Origin of the sequence: Phormidium sp. FACHB-1136 (assembly GCF_014697375.1) — a bacterium.
Classification (GTDB): Bacteria; Cyanobacteriota; Cyanobacteriia; order Phormidesmidales; family Phormidesmidaceae; genus Nodosilinea.
This window is the reverse complement of the sequence record NZ_JACJRS010000006.1, coordinates 1-15,296: the sequence shown is the minus strand read 5'-3', so window position 1 is coordinate 15,296 and position 15,296 is coordinate 1. Positions and strand designations below refer to the sequence as shown.

Sequence of the window (15,296 nt, the reverse complement as noted above, 5' to 3'; positions counted from 1 at the left end):
TCCCGTTAGGGTGGGCGACGGAGACGTTGTGATCTACTGGGAATCGCCATCGCCCTCAATCGCGAGAAAACTGGGCGGATCGAGCCATCTCCTACCGAATTTATTACAGGTTGTTGGCCCGTGTAATTCCCTAGACTGAGATCGGGCATTCTGTAGACTAGACGACACTGCACGACGGCACCACAAGACGCCGCCGCAAGCGGTTAAAGAAAACGATGGCCTCTAGGCGGTCTCCTTGGCAAATGAATCTGTGACATCTTCTGATCCCTCGATGGCAACGGGACAACCAACGCCCCCCGCTTCCCTGACCAATGCCCTTGGTCAGCCCCTTACCATTGACCCTGCACCCCTGGAACTCAAGCCCCACCTTTCCCTCAGCCAGGGGGTGCTGGCCATGGCAGCAGCGGCCAAGACCTATGCCCTAGTGGTACAGGAGGGCCGTGTGCTGATGGGCGTCCTCACCTATGCCAATGTGGCCACCGCAACGGTCTATGCGACCCCCTTTGACCAGTCCTCCCTGGCAGACTGGATGACCCCTCTCTCCAGCCTGGGGCCAAGGCCCGATCTGCACCCGGTGGATGGCCCGCCCAACCCCCTCGCCTGTGCCCCGCCCTATCGTGCCATCGTCAATGGGGCCGGACATTGGGTGGGGATCATCACCCCAGAGGGCATCTGTGGTCTTCTGGAATCCTCAGAATCTTCGGCCTGCACCGTTGAACTGAACGCCTGTCAGATGCAGGCGGTGTCTTTGCAGGAACAGCAGGAACGACTCAGCCTCGCCCTGAAGGGTGCCCAAATGGGGACGCTAGACTGGGACATCCGCGCCGATATGCTCGTCATTTCGGAGGAATTGCAGCAGCTTCTAGCCCTGCCCCCCGGCGAGTATGATGGCCATTACCAGGCGATTTTTAAGCATATTCACCCAGAGGATCAGCGGCGGGTGGATCGCATTCTTCAGGCCGCAACCCAGCACCCACAACGCTGCGACATCGAGTTTCGGATTCTGCTCCCCGATGGCTCGGTGCGGTGGCTGTTGTTTCAGGGTCAGGTTTTCCAGACGCCCAATGCCTCCCCCCGACTGGTGGGGGTCACCCTAGATGTTTCGGCCCAGAAGCAGGCGGAGGCGGCACTGAAGCTCCAGGCCCAGCGAGAGCGCCTCGTGAGCGAAATTGCCCAGCGTATTCGTAACCTGCTGGATTTAGACAGCATCCTAGAGCAAACGGTGATCGCCGTTCACGAGTTTATCGAGGCGGATCGGGTGATCATCCTGCAATGTTCGCCGGACATGAGCGGTAAGGTGATCCAAGAATCCTGCTCCCCCGCCTACCCCGCCATGATGGGTTGGGCCGTGCGCGATCCCTGGAGCGTGGACGAAAAATTTCTGGCCCACTATCGCCAGGGGCGGGGCATGGCGGTGGCCAACGTAGCGGAACAGGGGCTTTCGGAAAACCAGCTCATGTTTCTAGACTACTTCCACATCCAAGCGGAAATCGTGGTGCCCCTCCTGCAAGAGCAAACCCTCTGGGGGCTGTTGATTGCCCACCAGTGCAGCACTCCCCGCCAGTGGACCACCGCCGATGTGCGACTGCTGCAAAGTTTATCGACCCAAGTCGGTATCGCCGTACAACAGGCCAAACTCCACCGCCAGCTTACCCTGGCCAACCAAAGCCTACGTCGCATGGCCTACCTCGATGGCCTTACCCAGGTGGCCAACCGTCGCCGCTTTGAACAGCACCTAGAGAACGAATGGCGACGTATGGCCCGAGAAAAGATGCCACTTTCTATTATTCTGGGCGATATTGACTATTTCAAAGGCTTTAATGACCTCTATGGCCACCAAGCCGGAGATAACTGCCTGCGCCTGGTAGCCCGCACCCTCAACCATGCCGCCAAACGCCCCGGAGACTTGGTCGCCCGCTACGGCGGGGAGGAATTTGTGGTCATTCTGCCCAACACCGACCTCAAGGGAGCCGAAACCGTCGCCGAAGCCATCCGATGTTCCGTTCGAGATCGTCACATTAGCCATCAGGGCTCGGCCATCGACAAGATTGTCACCATGAGCCTGGGGGTCGCCAGTTGCATTCCCACCGCCGACAATTCCATGACCAACCTCCTCAAACAAGCCGACGAAGCCCTCTACGCCGCCAAGGCTGGCGGTCGAGACCAGGTGAGACTGGCTCCAGCCTTGCCTTAGAAAAACACGGTGTGGGGAGTCGAAGTCATTCAAACGTGGCCCATATCCCCATCGTGCCGATACACAAAGTGCCGTGATGGCCTGTGCTAAATTTAGGTACCGTATTTCTACGCAACCGATATGACGAGTCGTCTGAGGCCGTTTATTTTAGTATCAACGATTGCTCTCCTAGCCTCTCCCTTACTCCATTCCATGGTTCGGGCACAAAATCAGGTGGCGGTCTTTGAATGTGCAGGGTGTTCCTTGCGAGGAGCCGATCTCAGTGCGAGCGCATCCCAAGTCCGTAATCTGTCAGGGGCAATGTTGCGCAGGGCGGATTTGCGGGGGGCGAATCTCAGTAATGTGGTTTTCCTGGGGGCCGACCTGAGCCATGCCGATTTGCGAGATACCGTGCTCAACAACACGTTTTTTACCGGGGGCGCTAACCTACAGGCGGCGGACCTTAGAGGGGCGACGATGGACGGGACGTTTTTTACCAATGCCGACCTCAGGAATGCTGATTTGCGAGGGGCACGGCTGAGGAATGGGAGCCTAGAAAATACCAACCTGACTGGCGCACAAATGGATGCGGGTTTTGAAAGGGGGGGATTTCTGTGCAACACCCGAATGCCCGATGGCCGAGTACGCAATGATAACTGCTAGAGAGGCCGTCTAGCGCCCCAGATCGGGCAACGGGTAGCCGACCGCCCCATCGCCCAAGGGATGGCCACTGATCTCCGCTGCCCTAAGCGTATTCCAACGAATAAAGCATCGAAGCTCAGCCCTCAGCCCCCAACCCCTTCTCCCCGAGGGAGAAGGGGAGCCAGATTCAGAACCCCTCTCCCGAAGGGAGAGGGGCAGGGGTGAGGGCGACGGTTTGGCCTCTGGGCTTAGGTTTATCGAATCTATCTGGGTTAAGTCTCAATTTTCCCAGGGCGTGGGTCTACAATGCTTAAAACTTCTGACGGGAGACTAACTTCTCAATGTCGGCCTGGGTTTGGTGCAGCAGGCTGTGGCGGCTATCGCTGGCGCTGTGGAAGGAGGGCACCAAATTACGGGCCTGGAGGGCCATATGCAGTTGCAAATGGGCAACGTACTCGGAAAAGTCTTCGCGGGTTTCGGTCAGCACGGGGAATTTTTCTGACAGGGCCACAGGAACAACCTCGGAGTTACTGAACATTGGACATAGGCAACGATAACGAAGTTAACACAGCCCCTGAATATCCCCTAGATCAAGCAACGAAGCTTAATGGTAAGTCACCGTTCACCCTGCAACCCCTGTCGCCCTTTGATCGATCACCGTGATCCATCACCGTAGCCGCCCCTTGCCCTGTCCACAGATCGGTTCATAGGTCGCCCCTTGCACAGACCGACCTGTAGGATCAGATCATGGACTCATCCGTGTTTTTAGAGACCCTGCAACAACAACGGGCCATTGCCGTTTTGCGTGCCCATCGGGTTGATCTGGGGCTGCGCATGGCCGAGGCCGTTGCCGCGGGCGGGGTGCGGCTGATTGAAATCACCTGGAATAGTGATCAACCGGATACGTTAGTGGATCACCTTCGCCATGCCCTACCCCACTGCTGGATTGGAGTGGGCACGGTGCTCTCGGTGGCCGATGGGCAGGCTGCGATGGCGGCGGGGGCCGAGTTTGGCTTTTCCCCCCATACCGATCCTGATCTATTACGATGGGCGGTGGATCGGCAGTGGCCCCTAGTGCCCGGTGCCCTCACCCCCAGCGAAATCGCGGCGGCGTGGCGGACTGGTGCCCCAGCGGTAAAAGTATTTCCGGTGTGGGCCATGGGTGGGCCAAGCTATCTCCGTAGTTTGCAAGCACCCCTAGGGCAGATTCCGTTGGTGCCCACGGGGGGGCTGACGGTGGATCAGGCGGAGGCCATGCTGCAAGCCGGAGCCACGGCGGTAGGTCTTTCTACGGGGCTATTTCCTCCCGAGGCCGTGGCCCAGGGGAATTGGGACAGCATCACCGATCTGGCACAGCGATTGGTGAACATCTGCCAAGCCGCAACGCCTATCAAACCCTAGGGCAAGCCGATCAATCCCCTCCATACCGCCAACCCAAAGCGGATTCCTCGCGCCGCCTATCCCGACGAGGTCAACGACATTAGAGGTGTCCGCCTAAGGCCAACCCTCCTCAGTCTGCCAGCCTTGGCAACCGAGGATCTCAGGATATTTGATCGACAAAGCTAAATTCTTTCTGTGGAAGAGCCGCCGGGTTTATGAACGCCTGTTACAATGTGTAACATAGACAGCAATCATCAACGCTCCCTTACAAACCCCTTTAACCGCGCCCTCCATGCTCCTTCTCATCCTGGCTATTGTGATCGCCCTCGTGGCCTGGTCGCTCCGATTGATGGAGCAGGCTGTCAAAGGTCAGGAATTTTCCTTAATGCTAGCGGGTTTCCTGGTGGCCTCCTCAGCCGCCGCCATGATGGCTGTGTACTTTTTGATGGGTAACTACATGGTCTACATCAACCAAGGCCCCATCTCCGCTGCCCGCCTCGACTATATCTCTACGGCCTTTATCGATGTCGATGGCACCCCCCCCGACTGGCTGCTCCAAGCCGACTAGCAGCCTGCATGAGATCTTCTTTGACCATCAATTCTCCGATCAGCAGGGACTTTACAAACTGCTGATTCTCCTGATATTAAACCCGGCTTGTTTGCCCCCGGTCTCATCGGGCGAGGAGACCCCGCCCCTCAGGCTGGCTGGGCTGGGAATCGGGGTTATCCAATTCGGATTTGGCATTAGAGGATTTCCCCTTTGAGCCTAGGACGGCTTGTCCTGGGCTTTCTTTAGGTCTTAAACCAGCGGTTCTTCCTGATCGTTCCCCAAAACCAGCCTTCCACCGACCACCTATGCCCCGCCAGTGCTCTGTAGCCATGGGGGGCAGGGTGCTTTGTACTTGGATCAGCGGGACAGAAACTCTTTTTTCACCAAAAATAAGCAATAATACTCACTATGCCCTGGGGAGCGTGAAGCACTGTAAGCCTTGCCCACCAAGGGATAGGGGGACTTGTGAGGATTGATACATTGAATCAACCCCACCATGCATATAAGCTTTGCAAATGATTATTCGTTACACAAATCGTAATTGTTTGTTACATTGTTACGTGTGAAGGCTAACAACTCATTACACGGAGGTCCCCATGACCTACACACTTAACGCTCCCGCTACCGTCTCCACTGGCTTGGCCGCTCCGGTATCGAACGCGATTTCTGCCTTCAAAGGCTTGACCACCGATGAGCAACTCGGCCTGCTCTGGGTTCTATACGACAACATGGGCCGTTCCATTACCCCCGCCGCTCCTGGCGCTGCCCGTCTTCAGTTTGCCGAAGGTCTGCTAGCCCAGGTGAAGGGGCTGTCCCACACCGATCAGCTTCAGTTCATGCGCGACCTAGTGAACTGCACCAGCACCCCCCTCACCCGCGCCTACGGCGTGCTGAGTAACAACACCAAGCTGGCCTTCTGGTTCCAACTTGCCGAAGAAATGCGGACTGGAACCGTCGTCCCCGTCCCCGTCACCTACAGGCTGGGATCCGCTGGCCAAGCCGTCTTCGGCCAAATCTCCAAGCTCGACTTCAATCAGCAAATCACCATCATGCGTCAGGCCGTCATCACCATGGGCATCGATCCCCTGGCCTAACCACCTAGACAACGCTGTCTAGGCCATGATGTCTAGCGAATGAACAAGGGGATGGTTATCCGGGAGCGCCCCACGGCCTCCGACCGGGTACCCATCCCTTCTCTATATCTGGGCAACGTAGGGTGAGCACTCCCCACCTTATCCCTTGTCTCCCATCATCTCCCTCTTTCCCATCCCTAACCCCCATGGTTCAAACCCTTTCCCAAGCCGCCCTCACCCTAGACCCGGTAGCGGAACGTTACTTCGAGAACTTCAACCTGGGTAACTATGCCGCTGTGGCAATTCTGTTTAGCGATGCAGGGTATCTTTGTCCGCCCTTTGAGGAGGCCATTGTGGGGCCACCCGCCATTGCGGCCTATCTAGCCCAGGAAGCGGCGGGGATGCGGGCCATGGCCAAAGAAAGCCACACCCAGGCGACAGAGAACGGTCGCCAAGTGACGGTGAAGGGTCGCGTCAAAACGCCCCTCTTTTCCGTGAATGTGCAATGGATGTTCGACATTACCGATGCCGATCAGATTCAGCGCACCGAAATTAAACTGCTGGCCAGTTTGCAAGAGTTATTGCCATTCAACCGGGGCTAGGCCGCTTTAGCGACGGCGGGTTGGCCCCAGGCGGCGGTGAGGACAGATTGCCCCAAGCGCAAATGTTGGGGCGCACATTGCCAGTCGGGATGGGCCGTCATCAACAGCGATTCGAGGGATTCACGATCAAACAGGTGCCATACGGGGGCGGCGGCATGGTCGGCGATGGCGTAGGTATTTTCTGCCACGCAGGTGATCGTTAGGTCTTCGCCCATCTCGGCGGGTAGGGTCAGTTCTTGGCCGACATCCAACGCCCGAAAGCTGAGAATGGCCTGCTTAAAGCTTTCAAAGTCTTGGGTACTGAGGCCAGGAAGCCGCCGTACCAGGGTTTCTTCGCCATTCACCATCACCCAATAGCGCCGCAGGGGATCAATGCCTTGTAACCAGGCAGACTCGTCATCCAGGCGGTACCGAGGCGCTAGGGATAGGTTGGAGAACATGGCTTTCTCAGGGAAAATAACTATTCTTAGCTTGGTCTAGGTGCCTGGGATTTCTCAACCTAGCGCAACAAAAGTATAGAAAAACTAAACCAAATGTTAACTTTTCGTTATACATGGGTCTCTAGGGACGAAGAGCGATTGAATGGGCCTGATAACCTGTCACCTCTCGATCCGCCATCTCTATGACCCATACATTGCTGCTAGTGGCCATGGTGTTTCTGCTGACGGCTTGCGATGGCTGGGGGGCGGGGCAAGGATCAGATTCCTCGTCCGACGCACCTGTGGAGTCGGGGTTAAGCGATGGGGCTGGCGAGCGATCAAAGGCCGAATCCGGCACCAACAGCGCGATTTCTGATTCAGCCTCCGCCCAAATTGATCAGTGGATGGCGCAGTATGACGATGGCCCCGGCGGTGCTGTGATGGTGATCCAATCCGGCGAGGTGGTTCATCAAAAGGGCTATGGGCTGGCCGATGTGGATCAGGAGAGTCCCATTACCCCGCAGACCTTGTTTCATCTCGGATCCGTCGGCAAGCAGTTGACCGCCATGGGTGTGTTGATGCTGGTGGATCAAGGGCAAGTGGATCTGGATGACCCAATCAGCGCCTATATTCCTGAACTGGATTGGATGGATGAGGGGGTGACGGTGCGCCGTCTGCTGCATCACACCGCTGGCGTGATGGGATACGACGACAGCGACGATATCTATAATGCCCTGCTGGCGGCATCCCCCAACCCCAGCAATGAGGATGTGGTGACGGCCCTCTCACCATTTCAAGCGATGCAGTTTGATCCGGGCGAGGAGTTCCACTACAGCAACACGGGCTACGACCTTCTGGGCCTGCTGATTGAGCGGATCTCCGGCCAAACCTATGCCCAATTTATGGAGACCGCTATCTTTGCGCCCCTGGGCATGACGAATACCTTTGCCTTGCCCAACGAAAGGCGGTTTGGCCCCTCGGTGGCCCAGAGTTACGCCTCGGATGGCCCCTACGAACCCGATGTGTTAGATAACGTCAATGGATCCGGTAGCATCTATTCCACCCTGGGCGACTTGTATTTATACGATCAGGCGTTGGATAGCGAGACCCTCCTTAGCTCAGACTGGCTGGCGGAAATGGTAACGTCAGGCACCCTCAACAATGGCCAGGAAACCCACTACGGCTTTGGGGTGGAGGTGGATACCTACGGCGACTATGACTACGTGGGCCACCAGGGGTCTTGGTTGGGGTTTGACAGCTACTATCTGCGCTTTCCTGAGGCCAGCCTATCCATTGTGGTGCTGCTCAACCTCGACGATGCCGAACAGGATGCGGAAACGACAGCCTTTGCGATTGCCGATTTATATTTGCCCTAGGCGTTGGCGCAAAGCTACTCACGGCCTAGGAATGAATGCGCCACAATAAAGGCGTTGTCATAGGGCCAGAACGTGCGATGACGGTTGGGATTTGGGTGTTGGGGAATCAACTGTGGGCAGCACAGGCGGCCCTAGCTAGCGTGGGCCGAGGCGAGGCTCCGGTGCTGCTCGTGGAATCGACCCAGTTTGCCCAGGAGCGACCCTATCACAAGCAAAAGCTGGTGCTGGTGTGGTCAGCCATGCGGCACTTTGCAAAATCGCTTGAAGCCGAGGATTGGTCTGTTACCTATGCCATCACCGACGATACCGAAGCTGCCCTGCGGGACTGGATTCAGCAGCACCAGATCCAGGAACTACGGGTGATGGATCCAGTAGATCATCCTTTTGGGGCGTGGCTGAAAGGGCTGGAGTTGCCCTGTGATCTTGTGATGCTCGACAACAACCATTTTCTGTGGAGTGGGGCGGATTTCCAAACCTGGGCCAGAGCCCGCAAGGGGTTATTGCTAGAAAGTTTCTATCGGGAAGGGCGGCGACGGTTTGGGGTGTTGATGACCGGAGATCAGCCGGAAGGGGGTCAGTGGAACTTTGATAAAGACAACCGCCAACCGCCGAAGGGTAAACTCAATCCGCCTAAACCCCAATGGTTTGAGCCCGACGCCATCACCCAGGCCGTCATCGAAAAGGTTGAAAGCCTAGACATCCCCACCTTTGGCCAAGCGACTCCCTTCCGTTGGGGCGTCACCCGTGATCAGGCGCTTCAGGTGCTCGAAACCTTCATTGCCGAACGCCTCGAAACCTTTGGCCCCTACCAAGACGCCATGGTGACGGGGGAGGATACGATGTGGCACGCGCTGCTGTCACCCTACCTCAATCTGGGCCTGTTGCAGCCGATGGAGGTGATTCGGCGGGTGGAGGACGCCTATCGCGACGGTGCATTCCCCCTCAACAGCGTGGAGGGGTTTATCCGCCAAGTGCTGGGCTGGCGGGAATATATGCGCGGGCTGTATCACTACTTTGGGGCCGACTATGCCCAGAGCAATGGGTTCGGCCATCATCATCCCCTGCCCGATTTCTTTTGGACGGGGGATACGCCAATGAACTGTCTGCACCAGGTCATCGACCAAATCCAGCGCACCGGATACGCCCACCACATCCAGCGGCTGATGATCCTCAGCAACTTTGCCCTGATTGCCGGACTCGACCCCCAGGCGGTGGAAAGCTGGTTCCATGCCGCGTTTATTGATGCCTACGATTGGGTGATGCAGACCAACGTGCTGGGCATGGGCCTGTTTGCCGATGGCGGACGGCTGGCCTCCAAGCCCTACGCGGCTTCAGCCAATTACATCAATCGCATGGGTGACTACTGCAAAGGCTGTCGCTACAACCCTAAGGAACGCACCGGGGAAACCGCCTGTCCGTTTAACTTCTTTTATTGGGACTTTCTACACCGCCACCGAGACAAGTTGCAAGCCCAGGGCCGCATGAGCGTTATCCTCAAAAATCTCGACAAAATGAGCGCGGCGGAATTGGACGCCATCCAACACCAAGCCCAAGCATGGCACCAGTACCACCTAGCCCAGCCTTAACGGAAAGACTGTCCTATTGAGGAGAGCGTAGCCGCTACAGAGTCAACCTTCCCATCCCCAAAGCCCCTAGCCTCAGCCCCTAGCCTCAGCCCCTAGCCTCCCAATAACCACGGCAACCAACCTAGGCTAAGGTAGATGCCCAAGGTCCAAATTGCGGTTGGGGTGTCCAAAGGATCGTGGGTCTTATGTCGTTTTTCGACACTCCGCTCTCCCTTTGGACGAGGATTCGGGACGGGGGGCGAAGGGGGCTGGACGGTGGCAACCTGCCCCAACCAAGGCCATGTTTTGAAGCTAATCCATCCCAGCAATGCCGACACAATGGGCGCGACAATGGCGAGGGTGTTGATAGACCAGGCTGCCCCCAGGGAGAAGATGGCCGTCAACCCCACCGCCCCTAACCATAGTCGAATTGCCCTTGGCAGACCCCACAGGGCACTGTAGGTTTCTACGCCCAGTTCTTCTCCGGCGGGTAGGCGAATTTTGCGGCCTAGTTCAATCACTAAACCATTACAAAAACAGGTCAACAGAAAGGGCAACATTCCCCAAGCAAAGACGATTCCAGTCGTCGGAACAGTTTGGGCCGCAACGGCATAGGCACCAATCAGCGGGACAATCACCATGTGGCTGAGGACGTAGGCGACAGGATGCGCCCGCAGCCATTGACGCACAAAAAATTCCTTGCACATGAGGCCAAAGTAGGCCCAAATAGAAACCAGTAACCCTAGCAAGGAAGGTGCTAACCAGAGGGCTAAACCCGCCTGAACCATTGCACTCATCAATCCTAAAATAGCCAGTTCCCGCAAACTCACCAGACCACGAGGTACAGGGCGATAGGGGCGATATTGGGTGTCATCGGCTAGGTCTTTGAACTCGTCGGCTACCCGCATTTGCCAGAAAAAAGCCAAGGTGCTGAAAAAGGCCACGAATGCCGACGTAAGCGCTGGACGGGTATGGATCAGGTTAGCCCCATAGCCCACAGCCGCCCCACTAAAAATCGCGATCAATAGCCCATGTTTGACGAGGGGAAAGCGCTCTTTTTGGTAAATCCACACCCTTTTAACTAGACTTTTTCTGCACGAACTTAGGGAACCCTCGCCACCACTCCTCACCCGCTCTGTCTTGTCCCAGGATTCCTGAGAAGAGTCAGCACTGGGTACATCGGAATCAGTTGACATGGTAAGAAAGCCTAAGGTGGGCACAACAGCAGCTTGGGCGAATGGGGTATTAGACCACAATAGAACGAATAACCAAGGGAGTTGTAGGGTTAGAACAGATGGGATGATCGCCCCCAGGAAAGCCCTAGGGGATAATCAACACCGGGCAGGGGGAGAGGTTGATCACCCGTGTCGTGACGCTTTCGGCCTGGATGTCTTCGATCAGGCCCACACCGCGACAGCCCATCACAATGAGATCGGCATTCAGTTCGTCGGCTACATCGCAGATCACAAAGGCGGGTTGGCCTTGGCGTTCATGGCTTCGGCGTCGATACCCTGCTGGGCAAACCCATCCTTCGCCTTTTCCAGCAGGGTGGCCACGGCCTGCGACATTGAAGACTAGCTACTTCGCGGCTGCGAACAAAATACCAATGTACCCCACCGCTGACATGTGCAGCGTCCGCTGTGGGAGGCTGACGTGATTTTAGATATCGATGCCCTGGTGGTGCGCTACGTCAACGCCGGAGCCGATGGCAAGGACGTACAGCGCATCTTCAAATATTCCCTCAGCCGCCAAGACCTAGAAGAAGCCATTTTCTCTGGGCCTTAGCAACTCATCCACCCTGGACTGCCTGACCCATCCCTGAAACCCCCTGATTTCTGGTGGGGGACGTTGGGCTAAAGGTCTCTTCAGACAAGCGCTCCAGATCCAACCCCAGGGCTATAGGCTTCGACTCCACGACAACACATTTTTAAGGCTTTCGGGACTTGTGTTAGGCAACCAGGGTCATCTGTGAAACTTAGGCAGTGTCGTCGCCAGAGCCTATAGCTTCGTAGGACGGACTTCATGGGGGATGACCTGGCATTGGGCCAACACCTCACAGGGAACCAAGAGCAACTGTATTGACGTTGGACTCAAACGACCGTCCTGAAGCTATTCGAGATATTGCAGGGACTCTAAAATTTGGTTCGCGGTCTCTGGGGCAATCATGGTGCAGTCTGGGTCGTCCAAGGTTAGACTGGCGACTCGGTAGTAGGCGATGTCCCCCCGAATCCAATCCGAGAAGAGGATGGGTTCTAGAAATGGCTCCAGCCCCTCACCGCCGTCACTCCAGAAGAGTTGATAGGTGTAGTCCTCCATGTCCTCTAGGGGTTGGGCAAAGGACGGTAGGCGGGCGTCTCTCCCATGCTCAGGCGTAGGGCCACCAAAGCCTCCCATCGCGGCTTCCACCTCAAAGCACGTTTTAAGGCCCGAACTAGGGTCAGTCTGCTGGTAAGCAATCACATACCCACCCGAATAGGATTCATCTGGTGGAACCGGGTCAACCACAACGCTAGTGACCTCAAACCCAGGGGGCACCTCGGTAGGCACGGCCACTGGAATGCCAGCGGATTGGAGGGATTCAACCTGTCCAGCGGAAAGTCTAGCCTGAGCCGCAATGTCATGTTGGCTCCAGGCCGTTTGGCCCAGGGCAGCCGCAAGGGCAAGGGCAAGGCTAGCCATGGAGTAGACCCTAAGATTTTTCATCACAGTTAGATAAACACTAGGTCTCCATTCAACCCAGACAATGGGTATTCCGGGGATGACTCACATCGCTTCGAGATTACCGCCGATTAAACTCCACCTGGCCGACATAGCCAAAGCTACCGTACTGGTATCACCGCTGAATAGCTGGCTTCACTTCATAGGTGCCAGAGCCAGGTAGAGGGCAGGTAATCTGTGGGCCTTGGGTTGCGCCATCACCACAGTGTTCAACTTGGCCAGTCTGTAGGGTGGGGATTGCCCCCAGTCTTCCCCTGGGGGGCTACTTCCTTGCTGGGAGGCCGATGTTATCCTCGATATTGATGCTCCGGTGGTGCGCTACATCAACGCCGGAGCCGACGGCAAGGACGTACAGCGGATTTTCAAATATTCCCTCAGCCGCCAAGACCTCGAAATCGACTTTTTCTTGTTAGTTCAATTTGATTTGGTTGAAAAATCTCAATGATACTATCCTGCTCACAGCTTGTTCCTTCTCGCACTCCTACGGATGCATTCACGTAGTAACCTTGAAAGTCAAAAGGAGTGTCATGGGACTGCACTTCAGTTAGTAACTCACTGGACACCTGCAACCTACAGACATTACTGTTGTATTCAAACACTCTAAACAAGTAATTATCATTACCACTTCTTTCGACGCCGTTAATACGTCCCTTAATGCTTAACACTTGAGTCTGGTTATTACAAAAGAAGTTCACGGGATTTTGATTAAAATCACTACATGCAGTGACTTCTCGAACACGTTGAATAATATCTCTGAATTGCTGGAAGTCAGGTTCATCTCCAACGCCATAGTTGGAATTTTGCCGGGAGCGAATTTTATCAGAGGCACCTAGTAAGGCACTTTGAAGTGAGATTGAGTCTTCTAGACTCAGTTTTGGAGAAAGATAAACGCCTGCCCCAGGAATATTTCGACTTTGCCTAATTACTCTCAGATCTCGTGCAGATTGTACATCTTCAATGACGCCTACGCCAATTTCAACTTCGCTGTTACGAACAAGATCAAAAATTCTACTTGTTGGAGTATTGGAAACCACTCTCAATCGCTTGCCATAAAGTTCATAAACAGGCATATAAAACTTGGAAGCAGAGAAAAAGTCTCCGAGTGCAATGGTATGGTTTTCGTTAATATCATCAAAAGACTGAATTGGGCTATCTTGCCTGACAAAAATACTTGACTGATAGGCTGAGCTATCAGGAAACATAACGGCAACTGTTGTATATCCTGAATCTACTGCTGCCATGCCTACAACAGGAGAGTAGGCAAAGCCAACGTCCCAACTTTGATCTTTGAAAGATGTGATAGCTTGAGGGTATGGCATCTCTCTACCATTAGTGCCCGCGTCTAAGTTGACTTCAATTTTTCTGCCCAATAAGTAATGCCAAAAATTTGATGGAATCAACTCTTTTTGAAGGTGCTTTTGAAGCAAAATGTAATTTTCTCTGGAATTGACAGCGCCAATAACTAAAGTTGGTTGACTAAATCTATTGCCATTTGAGAAAAACAAAAATTTAAAGATAAAAGTACCACTAACTAGTCCCATCAATATTAAGCCGATCATCACCTTAGATATCTTATCTCTCTGTACTGTTATCTTACCTTGACTGAGTTTATCTGATTTAGAAGGAGGTACAGACTTGGATTCTGAAGATGACGTGGAAACTGCACCTTCTGCTATGTGCTTACTTATAGCGGAAGAAATCTCTTTTTCTATCTTTTCGTTTCCGAATGATTCTGTATCAAAAACATCATCAAAGTCACTATAGTCCCAGTCAGCTTGAACATGATAAAATAATGCTTGAATTTCAGCTTCTGAAAGACTATTAACATCCTTAAAATTTAGACAAATCTGCTTAGCAGAAATTCTTTTGCTTAACTGCCTAAGTCCAAATTCGCCATTGGCCAGTTCATCTTTAAGAAAAACACGAGATGGCATTAGTAACTCCTCCTTTGCTCCCATAAAGGCTCTCTTAGTAAATCAATAAATTCAGAAGGATTCTTAGTTGGCTTCGTAACCAATAAAGCTCTTGTTGCTCTTGAACAGCCAACATATAGCATTCGCTTCTTCTGAGATAAAACTACTTCTCTCTCCTCTTCTAATATTTCTGTTAGATCTCCTGGAAAAGTGTCAGAGTGCATTCCTACAATAGCTATAAATGGAAACTCCAAACCTTTTGCATCCGCTAAAGTTAAAACTTTCACAAAGGGCTCACTGAAATCAATGTCGCCACCCTCAACAAATTTAGCAATCTGAGACTCCTGATTCATAAGCCGTGCATATTCATAGGTCATTTCTTTGTTAGGACAAAGAATAGATGCTGCTCTAAGGGGAATGCGATTTTGCCTCGCTGAAGACCTAAAGAATTCCTTGATAACTCTTACCTCCTCCTGAATATCATCAACTTCAACAACAAGGGGGCGTTCTCCATAACTCCTTGCTGGATTATCATTTGCATTTTCTAAAATGATAAGCTGATATGCATTTAAATTGCATTGATTGTGTTTCCTTTATTTTTGATCTTGCGATCCCAGTTGATGACAAGCTGCCCTTCGTTCAATAGGTTATGAACAAGCGCTTCTAAATCCTCAATCGACTCAAATAGACGATTGGCAATGAATTCCTTTGCAGAGTGCCAAACTAACTCGATTAAATTATAGTCCGGACTGTAGGGTGGCAGAAATTCTAAAACAATGTTGGGCATCTCCTTCGCTATCTTCTCTAGAATCTCTGCCTTTTTATGAATACTTGCATTGTCTAAAATGATAAGAATCTTAGGGCCATCCTGCTCAAAGTCTTCAA

General features: G+C 53.8%; 16 protein-coding genes and 1 pseudogene. 9 read left to right on the top strand and 8 right to left on the bottom strand.

Translation table 11 applies throughout. The annotated features are described in order from the left end of the window. Positions 1 to 250: 250 nt before the first annotated feature. Positions 251 to 2,194, top strand: coding sequence for a diguanylate cyclase (locus H6G62_RS03160; protein ID WP_190492664.1), 1,944 nt, complete (start codon positions 251 to 253; stop codon positions 2,192 to 2,194). Between the two features lie 120 nt (positions 2,195 to 2,314). Beyond that, positions 2,315 to 2,836 (top strand): pentapeptide repeat-containing protein, encoded by a 522-nt coding sequence (locus H6G62_RS03155; RefSeq protein WP_347239279.1) that lies wholly within the window; start codon positions 2,315 to 2,317, stop codon positions 2,834 to 2,836. Between the two features lie 289 nt (positions 2,837 to 3,125). Here H6G62_RS03155 and H6G62_RS03150 read toward each other — a convergent pair whose 3' ends face one another. Beyond that, on the bottom strand, positions 3,126 to 3,326 hold the full coding sequence (locus tag H6G62_RS03150; protein ID WP_190492663.1) for a hypothetical protein: 201 nt from the start codon (positions 3,324 to 3,326) through the stop codon (positions 3,126 to 3,128). A 236-nt stretch (positions 3,327 to 3,562) separates the two neighbouring features. Here H6G62_RS03150 and H6G62_RS03145 point away from each other — a divergent pair, with 236 nt between their 5' ends. The 4 genes from H6G62_RS03145 (at position 3,563) to H6G62_RS03130 (ending at position 6,420) form a co-directional block, all read left to right on the top strand. After that, positions 3,563 to 4,216, top strand: a complete 654-nt coding sequence (locus tag H6G62_RS03145) for a bifunctional 4-hydroxy-2-oxoglutarate aldolase/2-dehydro-3-deoxy-phosphogluconate aldolase (protein ID WP_190492662.1) — start codon at positions 3,563 to 3,565, stop codon at positions 4,214 to 4,216. A gap of 271 nt (positions 4,217 to 4,487) precedes the next feature. After that, a complete protein-coding gene (locus H6G62_RS03140; RefSeq protein WP_199324718.1) occupies positions 4,488 to 4,763 on the top strand; it encodes a hypothetical protein in 276 nt (91 codons plus the stop codon). A 578-nt stretch (positions 4,764 to 5,341) separates the two neighbouring features. Then, the gene (locus tag H6G62_RS03135) at positions 5,342 to 5,839 is read left to right on the top strand and encodes an orange carotenoid protein N-terminal domain-containing protein (protein WP_190492661.1); all 498 of its coding nucleotides are present in this window, start codon (positions 5,342 to 5,344) and stop codon (positions 5,837 to 5,839) included. 185 nt (positions 5,840 to 6,024) lie between these two features. Beyond that, entirely contained in the window at positions 6,025 to 6,420 is a 396-nt protein-coding gene (locus H6G62_RS03130) for a nuclear transport factor 2 family protein (RefSeq protein WP_190492660.1), read from the top strand. On the opposite strand, the gene H6G62_RS03125 is transcribed toward H6G62_RS03130, so the two are convergent. Further along, the gene (locus tag H6G62_RS03125) at positions 6,417 to 6,860 is read right to left on the bottom strand and encodes a hypothetical protein (RefSeq protein ID WP_190492659.1); all 444 of its coding nucleotides are present in this window, start codon (positions 6,858 to 6,860) and stop codon (positions 6,417 to 6,419) included. The two genes, H6G62_RS03130 and H6G62_RS03125, sit on opposite strands and share 4 nt — an antisense overlap. 182 nt (positions 6,861 to 7,042) lie before the next feature. On the opposite strand from H6G62_RS03125, the gene H6G62_RS03120 reads away from it, so the two are divergent. Together H6G62_RS03120 and H6G62_RS03115 are read left to right on the top strand one after the other, a co-directional pair. Then, on the top strand, positions 7,043 to 8,215 hold the full coding sequence (locus tag H6G62_RS03120; RefSeq protein WP_190492658.1) for a serine hydrolase domain-containing protein: 1,173 nt from the start codon (positions 7,043 to 7,045) through the stop codon (positions 8,213 to 8,215). A gap of 77 nt (positions 8,216 to 8,292) precedes the next feature. After that, positions 8,293 to 9,801 carry a cryptochrome/photolyase family protein gene (locus H6G62_RS03115; protein ID WP_190492657.1) on the top strand — a complete coding sequence of 503 codons (1,509 nt, stop codon included), beginning with the start codon at positions 8,293 to 8,295 and terminating at the stop codon, positions 9,799 to 9,801. A 92-nt stretch (positions 9,802 to 9,893) separates the two neighbouring features. Here the strand turns inward: H6G62_RS03115 and H6G62_RS03110 are convergent, their stop codons facing one another. Together H6G62_RS03110 and H6G62_RS27285 are read right to left on the bottom strand one after the other, a co-directional pair. After that, positions 9,894 to 10,853 carry a hypothetical protein gene (locus H6G62_RS03110; protein ID WP_347239278.1) on the bottom strand — a complete coding sequence of 320 codons (960 nt, stop codon included), beginning with the start codon at positions 10,851 to 10,853 and terminating at the stop codon, positions 9,894 to 9,896. 247 nt (positions 10,854 to 11,100) lie between these two features. Then, positions 11,101 to 11,342: pseudogene (locus tag H6G62_RS27285) on the bottom strand (universal stress protein); the annotation flags it as partial. A gap of 64 nt (positions 11,343 to 11,406) precedes the next feature. Here H6G62_RS27285 and H6G62_RS03100 point away from each other — a divergent pair. Then, a complete protein-coding gene (locus tag H6G62_RS03100) occupies positions 11,407 to 11,565 on the top strand; it encodes a DUF3143 domain-containing protein (protein WP_347239277.1) in 159 nt (52 codons plus the stop codon). A gap of 324 nt (positions 11,566 to 11,889) precedes the next feature. On the opposite strand, the gene H6G62_RS03095 is transcribed toward H6G62_RS03100, so the two are convergent. The 4 genes from H6G62_RS03095 to H6G62_RS03075 form a co-directional block, all read right to left on the bottom strand. Next, positions 11,890 to 12,459 carry a hypothetical protein gene (locus H6G62_RS03095; protein WP_190492655.1) on the bottom strand — a complete coding sequence of 190 codons (570 nt, stop codon included), beginning with the start codon at positions 12,457 to 12,459 and terminating at the stop codon, positions 11,890 to 11,892. A 413-nt stretch (positions 12,460 to 12,872) separates the two neighbouring features. Further along, complete coding sequence (locus tag H6G62_RS03085) at positions 12,873 to 14,432, bottom strand: PhnD/SsuA/transferrin family substrate-binding protein (protein WP_190492654.1); 1,560 nt, start codon at positions 14,430 to 14,432, stop codon at positions 12,873 to 12,875. Continuing rightward, entirely contained in the window at positions 14,432 to 14,788 is a 357-nt protein-coding gene (locus tag H6G62_RS03080) for a 3'-5' exonuclease (RefSeq protein WP_190492653.1), read from the bottom strand. Before H6G62_RS03080 ends, H6G62_RS03085 begins: the two co-directional genes overlap by 1 nt. 191 nt (positions 14,789 to 14,979) lie before the next feature. Further along, a partial coding sequence (locus H6G62_RS03075; RefSeq protein WP_190492465.1) for a transposase occupies positions 14,980 to 15,296 on the bottom strand: 317 nt, incomplete at its 5' end.